The sequence below is a fragment of the Flavobacterium sp. genome (assembly GCF_040379285.1).
Classification (GTDB): Bacteria; Bacteroidota; Bacteroidia; order Flavobacteriales; family Flavobacteriaceae; genus Flavobacterium.
This window is the reverse complement of the sequence record NZ_JBEILJ010000077.1, coordinates 1-7943: the sequence shown is the minus strand read 5'-3', so window position 1 is coordinate 7943 and position 7943 is coordinate 1. Positions and strand designations below refer to the sequence as shown.

Here is a 7943-nt window from a genome sequence, read left to right as displayed (position 1 = left end):
GTTTTAATTGTTATCGATGGCGTACCCGTTACCGATCCTTCGGGCATCAGTTTTGAGTTTGACTTACGGTTGCTAGCCGTCGATCAAATCGAAAGTATCGAAATCATGAAAGGCGCTGCCAGTACGCTTTATGGTACGGGAGCCGCTACGGCTGTCATCAACATTACCACCAAAGGAGCGGGTAAAAAAGCGCTCCAAGGGCAGGCGTATTTGAATATCGGCTCCAATAATTCTGCGGCACAAAGTACGATCAACGGGCAGGAGTTCAACCAAGGATTTTCGGTCAATGGAACGTCGGGCAAGGTCACGTATCAAGCCGGTGTAAATAGTACGGAGTCGGGCAACCTCTCGCAATTGGCGCCCCCTGCGGGACAAACTTATGAGGAAGACCGTTTTTCACGTTTGAATTACCATGGAAAATTTGGCTATAAAGTTTCCTCGCGTTTCCGTTGGGAAGCCTTTGCACAGGTTGATCGCATTGCCAATGATTACGACCAAGCATTTGACAATACGGGCACCGGCGACACTCCCATCAATACAACGACTTCTGAGCAAACCCGTTGGGGATTTACACCAACACTGTCGTTTCGCAAAGGGGAGTTAAAATTGATCGCGGCCTACTCCAAAATCGTACGTCGTTACGATGAATTCAATGCCTGGTCGGGAACCACTGATGCTTCTGAGTACGCTGGACGTTCGGTGAATGTCGATTTGTTTTCCAAATACAATCTTACCGATAAACTGTATCTCGTTGCAGGAACACAGTACCAATTTCACGACATGCAAACCCAAACGCCCTTTGGTGCACAACGGAGAGAGGCTACAAAGTTTGCCCTTATCGATCCGTACATCACCTTGGTTTGGACAACAGTTTGGGGTGGGAATTTAAACGCGGGTGCCCGTTGGAACCACCACAGCGAATACGGAAACAATGTGGTGTACAATATTAATCCCTCGTACCAATTGAAGGCATTCCCCATAAAACTAATTTCTTCTTTGAGTACCGCTTTTGTCACGCCTAGTTTGTTTCAATTGTATTCTCCTTTTGGAAATACGCAATTAAAACCCGAAACAAATCTTACCGCGGAGTTGGGCGCTGAAGCTCAGTTTTTACAGAAAAAATTACGGGTCAGTGCGGTAGGTTTTTACCGAGAGCAAGTCGATAGTTTTGGCTTTTTTACCGACCCTGTAACGTTTAATTCGAATTATATTAATATCACGGGATTGAACAAGGCGCGTGGGGTTGAAGCGGATGTGGTTTGGCAAGTGCATAAAAAAGTGCACCTAACCGCCAATTATACCTTTACCCAAGTCGATGAAGCGTTGAATCGTTTGATTCCGAAGCACAAAGCCAACATCGGATTGGATATTACCCCTTCATCGCGTTGGTTTATCAATGTCAACTATCAATATGTCGATACCCGCAGGGATTTGTTTTTTGATGGCGCAACTTTTGCCACCACAGCCGTTGATTTGAGTGCCTACCGCTTGTTTAATGGTTTGGTAAAATATGAGGTATTCAAAAACCAACTCACCCTTTTTGCCGCCGTGACCAATATACAGAATGCCAATTTTACCGAAACCATCGGGTATACTACACGAGGGCGTAATTTTAGCCTAGGATTGAATTTGAATCTGTAATTTTTTTACCTCATAACCTACGGCTCCTCCTTGATTTTCAGGGGGGAGCTTTTTTTTTTGAAAAAAATGTAACGTTACTTTGTAACAACACGGAAGGTAGTTCGTCTTCCTTTTATAAACCCGGTATTCCGATGCAACAGCACGAATTTGTAGCCATAATTACACCGTTTAAAGACAAAGTATTTCGTCTGGCCAAGCGGTTGTTGGTGAGTACCGAGGAGGCTGAAGATGCGACGCAAGAAGTCATGGTGAAGTTGTGGACCAAGCAAAATACCCTTGAGGAATTGAAGAGTGTCGAGGCGATGGCGATGACCATGACCAAAAACTATTGTTTGGATCAGTTGAAGTCGAAGCGTGCTGGGAATTTGCAGTTGGTGCATTCCAATTACCACGATCGGCAAGCGGGATTACAGCAGCAACTGGAAGATAGCGATAGCTTACAATGGGTAGCGAAAGTCATGCAAGAATTGCCCGAACAACAACGCATGATTCTTCAAATGCGGGAAGTAGAGGATTATGATTATGCCGAAATCGCCGCTATTTTGGAGATGAATGAAACTGCCGTGCGGGTGGCTTTATCCCGCGCTAGAAAAACATTACGTGAACGAATGACACAAGTACATCATTATGGAATGGAATAAGATAGAAGCGCTTTTGGAGCGTTATTTTGAAGGGTTGACCACTTTGGAGGAGGAACAAATATTGAAAACATTCTTTCAAGGGACAAACGTGCCGCCTCATTTAGAGTCCTATCGATCCTTGTTTGGGTATTTTGCCCAAGCCAAACAAGAACGAATGACGCCACCCATTCAACTCAAATCAGGACGCAATGTCTTTATCGGATGGTTGGTTGCCGCGAGTGTAGTGGTCATGCTTGGAATTGGTTTTATGACGTGGAATTCACCGTCGGATGCCCCTCAAGCCCTTGCCCAAACCGAGTTGGGAACCTATGACACTCCTGAAGAAGCCTATGCAGCTACCCAAGAGGCCTTGGCAATGGTGTCGGGTCATTTGAATACCGGCATTGAAAGCATGGGGTATTTAAAAGAATACGAAAATTCAAAGAATCAAATTTTTAAACAATAATCTTCATCAAAAAACGAATCGTATGAAAACAAGTGTAATTAAATCCGTTCAACGCATGAAGCAATTCGTAATGCTTCTTATGGTTGTATTTGCAGTTCAATCGGGAACCGCGCAGTCGGTTTTTGAAAAGTTTGATAATCAAGAGGACATTCGCGCCGTCATTGTCAACAAAAAAATGTTTACCTTGATAGCCAAAATGGAAGTGAAAGACAAAGAAGGGCAGCAATTTTTAGCTTTAATCAAAAAATTAGACAACCTAAAAGTCTTTATGACAACCAACACCAAACGCGCTACTGAGATGAAAGCGGAAGCTCTAAAACACATCAAAAGTGCGGGCTTGGAAGAACTCATGCGGGTTACCGAAAAAGGAAAGTCAGTGCGTATTTATGTGCGCTCAGGAGCCAACGAATCCCAAGTCAAAGAACTCTTGATGTTCATTGAAGGATCAGGGAAAGAAGAGTCGGTATTAATGTCCTTAACCGGTACATTTGATTTGGACGAACTGTCGACCTTGACCGAGAAAATGAATTTGCCTGGAGGGGAAGCCCTTGAAAAAGCCGGAAAGAAGTAACCGTAGAAGTTTGAAGTGTATGAAAACTGTAGTCACCGTCGCTTTTGTTTTGAGTGTGATTCTCTTTGGTTGCCAATCAGAACCTACCATGCAAAACTATTTTGTTGGGAAACAACAACAACCGGGTTTTAGTGTTTTTGACGTTCCTTCGAGTATTATCAATACCGATATAGCTTCTTTGACACCCGAACAAAAACGGGTCTTGAAGACTTTCAAAAAGTTGAATGTCTTATTTTACAAAGCCAATCCGAAGCAACCAAAGCAGTTGGAGCGAGAATTTCAAACCGTTCGGACGATACTAAAAGATACCACAGCCTATGCCGAGTTAATGCATTTTGGGTCTGGTAAAGAGGGAGGTTCCATCAGTATTGTGGGCAAAGAGGATAAGGTGGATGAGATTGTACTTTTTGGTAGTAAAACGGGAGGTGGTTTGACCGTTATCCGAATATTGGGCGATGGTATGAATCCCGCCGATGCGATAACGTTTTTGTCGGTGTTGCAAAATTCAGAATTAAACATGCAGCAGTTGCAACCGTTGCAGCAAATATTTAAACCGTAAAGGTTTGGAGTTAGTGATAAAAAATCCCGATTCGCAAGGAACCGGGATTTTTTTATTTTTTGAAATATTTTAAAGGAACAATGAGCATTCCGAAACATTCACCGTCTTCTTTTCCGATGTGTTTGTGGTGCATTTTGTGTGCCCGACGCACCGCTTTTGCATAGCGATTGTTGGCATTTCGGAACAATTTAAAACGTTGGTGAATAAAAATGTCATGGACCAAAAAGTACGCCAGTCCGTAAGCAAAAATACCCAATCCTATAGCTAATCCAATCGATAAGATGTTGTTTTGCCAAAGCAAGAAAAAGCCCATACTTACCACGGCATAAAAAATGAAGAAAGCGTCGTTGCGTTCAAACCATGAATCGTGGTCTTTTTTGTGATGATCGGCATGTAAAGACCATAAAAAGCCGTGCATGACATATTTATGGGTAAACCATGCCATAAATTCCATCATGAAAAACGTTAAAAAGAAAACGAGAATATGCAATCCCATACTTATAAAATATTTAATCGATAATTGACATAACATTTGGCCAGTAAGCCAATTTTTTGGTAATCGGGTACGCGAATACGGGTGGAACGAATTTCCATCGAGGGCGTTCGTTTTAACTTGGTCAACAGCTTTTTGTAATAAATGTAGGCTGTATATACCCCAAATTTTGCTTCCATGGGTAATTTGATGATGCCTGCATAAGCAGCTTCAAAATCGGCTTCAATGTCGCGAATAATTTCGGCTTTCGAAGCTTCATCCAATTGGGTTAAATCGGTATTCGGGAAATAGGTGCGACTTAAATCTTCAAAATCGGCTTTTAAGTCGCGTAAGAAATTTACTTTTTGAAACGCCGAACCTAGACGCATCGCGGCATCTTTGAGTTCGTTGTATTTTTGCTCATCGCCATTGACAAAAACCATTAAGCACATGAGCCCGACCACATCGGCCGACCCATAAATGTACTCTTGGTACTCTGAGTAGGTGTGGTACTTGCTTTTGTGCAAATCCATTTTCATACTCTTCATAAAGGCGGCAATCAAATGACGTGGAATATTGTATTGATGTACCGTGCGCTGAAACGAATTCAGAATAGGATTTAAACTGATACGATCCTCGAGGGCATGTTCAAGGTCGGTTTCAAAGCGCGCAAACAAAGTGGCCTTGTCGTAATCGTGAAAAGTGTCCACAATTTCATCGGCAAAACGGACGAAACCGTAAATGTTGTAAATGTCTTGGCGGATGGTGGGAGCCAACATTTTTACTGCAGTCGAAAAGGACGTACTGTACGCCTTGGTGGTCGTACGACTGCATTCGTGGGATACCTGATCAAACAGCGATTTCATAATTTGTTGGTCTATTTAGTTGTATTTTGCAATCAATTCTGCCACCAGTTTCCCTGAGATTAACGAGGGCGGTACTCCGGGGCCCGGGACGGTAAGTTGGCCAGTGAAATAAAGCTGTTTCACTTTGCGGCTGCGTAATTTGGGTCGTAAAAATGCCGTCTGCAAAAGCGTATTTGCCATGCCGTACGCATTGCCTTTGTATGAATTGTATTCTTTGATAAAGTCATTCACACAGAAGGATTCTTTAAACAGGATATGTTCTCTCACCGGTTGTTCGGTTAATTGTTCCAAACGGGTGATAATTTTTTCAAAATAGGTATTGCGCAACGCTTCTGTATCCTCCAAACCGGGGGCTAAAGGAATCAGGAAGATGGCGGCTTCATGTCCCTCAGGTGCCACATTAGAGTCTGTTTTTGAAGGGAAACTTGCATAAAACAGGGGTTCTTTGGGCCATTCAGGATGATCGTAAATCGATGCCGCATGCGCATTAAAATCAACGTCAAAAAACAAACTATGGTGCTCAACGTTGCGTAATTTTTTATTCAACCCCACATAAAACAATAACGATGAGGGGGCAAAGGTTCGGTTTTCCCAATACGATTCTGAATAAGCGCGGTAGGCGGGTTCCAACAATTGTTCTGTATGATGGTAATCAGCCCCCGAAACGACAATATCGGCTTTGGTAAAGGTACCATTTATTCGGATACCTGTCGCTTTTTTTTCTACAATCTCAATCTTTTCAACGGGTGCATTGGTAATGATCGTAACGCCCAACTCGCGCGCTAACTTTTCCATACCTTGAATCACCGAATACATTCCATTTTTCGGATGCCATGTCCCCAAACCGAAATCGGCAAAATTCATAAAGCTATAAAAGGAGGGAGTGTCAGAGGGTTTTGCGCCTAAAAACAATACTGGAAACTCTAAAATAGAGATGAGTTTGGGGTTTTTGAAGCGTTTTCGAATGTCGCGTGAAATGTTGCTGAAAAACTGTCCCACACGGGTTGCCGTCTCTAGGGTGACAAGCTCAAGCGGGGATTCTCCGGGACGGTAAACCAAATCTTTGATCGCAATGTCATAGTTACTTTGCGCTTCTTTCATGAACTTTTTCAAGATTTCGCCGCTTCCTTTTTCTTCCGCTTCAAAGGTGGCTGCAATATCTTCTAGATTATCACTGATTGTGATGAAATCTCTAATACCAAAGTATACTTGATACGCAGGATTTAATTTTATAAGGGTATAGTAATCCGAAGGTTTTTTTCCAAAATCGGCAAAGAAGCGTTCAAAAACATCAGGCATCCAATACCATGTGGGACCAATGTCAAAGGTAAAGCCATCGCGTTTGAGCTGTCTCGCTCGACCGCCAACGGTACTATTTTTTTCGTAAATGGTTACAGCGTGCCCTTGTTGTGCTAAGTAGCACGCGGCAGCGAGGGATGAAAACCCGGATCCGAGGATAGCAATTTCTTTTCTCATATTGTTTAACAAATATATAAAAAAGTTAAACAACATTAACTTCTTAAGAAAATTTTACAATTCGCCGAGTAATTCGGTTATCGATTTGAAAATTTTGGTTTTGGGGTTGACCACGCGAGGGCTAATATTTTCGGTCATTCGTCCGATGAGCCATACCTCGTTGGCGTCTTCCAAAACGGTATTTTGTAAGGTTTGAACGTAATCATTCACATGTTCTTTGTCGGGTTCCACTGTGATGTAGCCAATACATACGATATTGTTAAAGTATTTTTTGATATCGGCTAAATTTTCAACGGGAACACTTTCGCCCAAATACACGGTAGAATAACCGCGGTAGTTGAGTTCGTAGTTCAGGTACATCAGACCCAATTCGTGAATTTCGTTTAAAGGTAAGAATAAAACAAAGGTTTTGTCGTCAAAAAGCGCAGGTTTTTTTATGACTTCCTCTGTATTGATAAGTAATTTGAGTTTGATTAAGTAACTAATAAAGTGTTCATGGGCGGGGGTAATGGTATCGGACTGCCATAATTCTCCCAATTCTTCCATGAGGGGAATGAAAACTTCGAAGAAGACTTCATTGAAGTTTTTTTCCGACAAAAGTTCGTCATAGGTTTCAAAAAAGAGCTTTTGGTCAAAGTTCATCATTGCCATTTTAAACGAACTAATCGCATGATGTTTCGCACTTTTTTCAGAAACAATGCCCCGAACTTTGGCTTTGATTTCTTCGTCACTCAGTTTGGATATTTTCGAAATTTTATAGCCGTAGTCGTGAAGAAGCGTGATGTTTAATAATTTTTGGAGGGCTTTGATGTCGTAAAGACGAATGTTGGTGTCGGTTCGTGTAGGCTCAAAAACATTGTATCGCTTTTCCCAAATGCGAATGGTATGGGCCTTGATCCCGGAAAGATTTTCCAAGTCTTTGATACTGAATGTATTTTTGACACTGTTCATGATTGCGTTATTTTGTTTAACAAAAGTACTAAAAATATTAAACAAAAAAATATTTTATGACAATTTTATTCGAATTGTCTATATAAAGGTGTTATTTATTCTTTTTTGGCTAAAATTTTTGTTGAGTAGGGAAGCATTTGCCAAAAATCGATGGTTGTTGCATGGATAGAAAATGGGTGTGTTTTTTTATGCAGCATGTAACTTCGCTTTCCACAGAGTTTCAAAGGAACTCCGCTTTGTAACTCACGAATGGGATGCTGCTTCGGGCTTTCCAAAAAGCTCCGCTTTGTAACTCACGAATGGGATTCAACTTCGTTGATC

At 41.9% G+C, this 7943-nt stretch carries 9 protein-coding genes; 5 read left to right on the top strand and 4 right to left on the bottom strand.

The window, feature by feature from the left end; translation table 11 throughout:
• The 5 genes from ABWO12_RS11665 to ABWO12_RS11645 form a co-directional block, all read left to right on the top strand.
• On the top strand, positions 1–1641 hold a 1641-nt coding region (locus tag ABWO12_RS11665), incomplete at its 5' end, for a TonB-dependent receptor plug domain-containing protein (protein WP_353089136.1).
• A gap of 131 nt (positions 1642–1772) precedes the next feature.
• Positions 1773–2282 (top strand): GFO_1088 family ECF-type sigma factor, encoded by a 510-nt coding sequence (locus ABWO12_RS11660; protein ID WP_353089135.1) that lies wholly within the window; start codon positions 1773–1775, stop codon positions 2280–2282.
• The gene (locus tag ABWO12_RS11655; protein WP_353089134.1) at positions 2269–2727 is read left to right on the top strand and encodes a PG0215 family putative anti-sigma factor; all 459 of its coding nucleotides are present in this window, start codon (positions 2269–2271) and stop codon (positions 2725–2727) included. Before ABWO12_RS11660 ends, ABWO12_RS11655 begins: the two co-directional genes overlap by 14 nt.
• 22 nt (positions 2728–2749) lie before the next feature.
• Complete coding sequence (locus ABWO12_RS11650; protein WP_353089132.1) at positions 2750–3298, top strand: GFO_1090 family protein; 549 nt, start codon at positions 2750–2752, stop codon at positions 3296–3298.
• 19 nt (positions 3299–3317) lie between these two features.
• Positions 3318–3857: a GFO_1091 family lipoprotein gene (locus ABWO12_RS11645; RefSeq protein WP_353089130.1), complete on the top strand. Its 540-nt coding sequence runs from the start codon at positions 3318–3320 to the stop codon at positions 3855–3857.
• Between the two features lie 52 nt (positions 3858–3909).
• On the opposite strand, the gene ABWO12_RS11640 is transcribed toward ABWO12_RS11645, so the two are convergent.
• Genes ABWO12_RS11640 through ABWO12_RS11625 form a run of 4 tightly spaced genes read right to left on the bottom strand, consistent with a single transcriptional unit; the run spans position 3910 to position 7622 of the window.
• Positions 3910–4353 carry a sterol desaturase family protein gene (locus tag ABWO12_RS11640; protein WP_073365165.1) on the bottom strand — a complete coding sequence of 148 codons (444 nt, stop codon included), beginning with the start codon at positions 4351–4353 and terminating at the stop codon, positions 3910–3912.
• 2 nt (positions 4354–4355) lie between these two features.
• Complete coding sequence (locus ABWO12_RS11635) at positions 4356–5195, bottom strand: phytoene/squalene synthase family protein (RefSeq protein WP_353089129.1); 840 nt, start codon at positions 5193–5195, stop codon at positions 4356–4358.
• 15 nt (positions 5196–5210) lie between these two features.
• Positions 5211–6671, bottom strand: a complete 1461-nt coding sequence (gene crtID / locus ABWO12_RS11630; protein WP_353089128.1) for a bifunctional phytoene desaturase/3,4-desaturase — start codon at positions 6669–6671, stop codon at positions 5211–5213.
• A gap of 54 nt (positions 6672–6725) precedes the next feature.
• Entirely contained in the window at positions 6726–7622 is an 897-nt protein-coding gene (locus ABWO12_RS11625; protein ID WP_353089127.1) for a MerR family transcriptional regulator, read from the bottom strand.
• Between the last annotated feature and the right edge of the window lie 321 nt (positions 7623–7943).